Source organism: Streptomyces sp. NPDC048461 (assembly GCF_055587105.1).
In genome coordinates this window covers 1-1,715 of sequence record NZ_JBVJGW010000074.1, presented here as the reverse complement: position 1 = coordinate 1,715, position 1,715 = coordinate 1, and the positions used below count along the sequence as shown (strand labels likewise).

The 1,715-nt window shown below is 44.8% G+C and carries 3 protein-coding genes; 1 reads left to right on the top strand and 2 read right to left on the bottom strand.

Annotated features, from left to right (window positions below; genetic code table 11):
* Both ACZ6S8_RS39555 and ACZ6S8_RS39550 read right to left on the bottom strand, forming a co-directional pair.
* Positions 1 to 165: CII family transcriptional regulator (locus ACZ6S8_RS39555; RefSeq protein WP_469463250.1), on the bottom strand; the 165-nt coding region annotated here is incomplete at its 3' end.
* 136 nt (positions 166 to 301) lie between these two features.
* Positions 302 to 532, bottom strand: a complete 231-nt coding sequence (locus tag ACZ6S8_RS39550; protein ID WP_274756370.1) for a helix-turn-helix domain-containing protein — start codon at positions 530 to 532, stop codon at positions 302 to 304.
* Between the two features lie 34 nt (positions 533 to 566).
* Here ACZ6S8_RS39550 and ACZ6S8_RS39545 point away from each other — a divergent pair, with 34 nt between their 5' ends.
* The gene (locus ACZ6S8_RS39545) at positions 567 to 1,319 is read left to right on the top strand and encodes a LexA family transcriptional regulator (protein WP_274756369.1); all 753 of its coding nucleotides are present in this window, start codon (positions 567 to 569) and stop codon (positions 1,317 to 1,319) included.
* Positions 1,320 to 1,715: the final 396 nt, after the last annotated feature.

The window sequence follows — 1,715 nt, the reverse complement described above, 5'->3', positions numbered from 1 at the left end:
AAGCGCCATGCTCATAGTCTCCAGCAAGCCTGATTTCCACCGGCTAACCTGTGACTCATTAACTCCCATAGCATCAGCAAACTTGCGCTGACCCATTGCTGCGATTTTGTTCAGAAGCGACGAGTGAATCTTCATCGCCGTCTTGCGTGTGCTTGCAGTTTCCATGCGTAATACTTCCTTTGTGGTTTAGATAGTTAATGCGTAAATAATTGTTTTATCGTGCACCATTGACAGTCATCCATTGACCACGCCGGGCACCCGACCATATACCGGGCCGTTCGGTACTAAAAGTACATTTTATTTACATGACTAATTGCTGCTTACCGATACGGCGAATCTGTGCTGCTGAATACTTGCCGCCTGATGCTTTGGCGATCTTATCCGCGTACTCGGTTTCTCCTGTAAACTCGGTACGCGGCAGAGAACCACGCTCTATCCATTTATAAATGGCCTTGGGCGTAAGTCCGCAAACCTCAGCCACAACAGATACACGAACGGATTTAATGACGTGTCCAAACGTGATTTCGTTCATTTGCATCTCCAGTGGTGAACTTATAGTTCATATTATGACGGAACTGATAGTACAGTCAAGCACAGATATAGTTGAACTTATGGTTCAACTAAATGAGCGCGAAAAATTCTCGCAAAGGCTTGCGCTAGCCTGTGATAAGGCGGGATTACCACAACATGGCAGGCAGGCTGATCTCGCTGCCAGAATGAAGCTTACGCCCAAGGCTGTGAGCAAGTGGTTTAATGGTGAGTCGCTTCCACGAAAGGATAAGATGGAGTTGCTCGCTTCAGTACTTGGAACTACTGCTGCTTACCTGCATGGGTATGCATCAGAGGATGGAATTACACCAAACCATGCCAATAAGGTATCAGACTCTTATAGAGTCGATGTATTAGACGTTCAAGCTAGTGCCGGTCCAGGGATTATGATTTACAACGAGTTCGTTGAGAGGGTAAGGGCCATTGAGTATACGACTGAGCATGCCAGGACTCTGTTCAATGGCAGACCGCAGAATAATATAAAGGTCATTACCGTAAGCGGTGACAGCATGGAAGGAACGATAAATCCTGGCGATGAGATCTTCGTTGATGTGTCTGTTAACCACTTTGATGCTGATGGAATTTATGTTTTCGTTTACGGCAAAACCCTCCATGTAAAGCGGCTTCAAATGCAGAAAGATAGATTAGTTGTCATATCTGACAACCCAGTCTACGAGAGATGGCATATCGAAGAAGCTGATGAAGACCAGCTTCATGTCGTAGCGAAAGTACTACTCCGTCAATCGATAGATTATCGTCGGTTCGGATAAAAATAAATTACCTTAAAGTTCATTATGTTATGACATGATGGGCTTTTTTTACCCGAAATATGTACTTATGGTACTTTACATTAATGAACTTTCAGTACATTATAAATCCATCGAAGCGAAACACGCAGAGATCAGTCGAACGGCGCGACAGTAAACCATGCGTCGGGAGCGCGGCGGGTTCAGGATGAACGGCAATGCTGCTCACAAGCTAAGTTACTTTCGGGTGCTAGTTACCACGAAAGAAACTTACTGATAGATTAAAGTAGGTCTAATCACAAGGAGAATTCTGGTGAAAAGTAATATGACGTATACAGCTATGAGGGTAAAGCAATTCGGATACACGCCCGCTGTTGAGGTTACATGCTATGACGAGCGCGCTAAGCAGAAAACAGAATG

What these genes read in the sequence shown, in the direction of transcription:
- ACZ6S8_RS39545 (WP_274756369.1), top strand. Translation starts at nt 567, where the DNA reads ATGACGGAACTGATAGTACAGTCAAGCACAGATATAGTTGAACTTATG.
- ACZ6S8_RS39550 (WP_274756370.1), bottom strand. Translation starts at nt 532, where the DNA reads ATGAACGAAATCACGTTTGGACACGTCATTAAATCCGTTCGTGTATCT.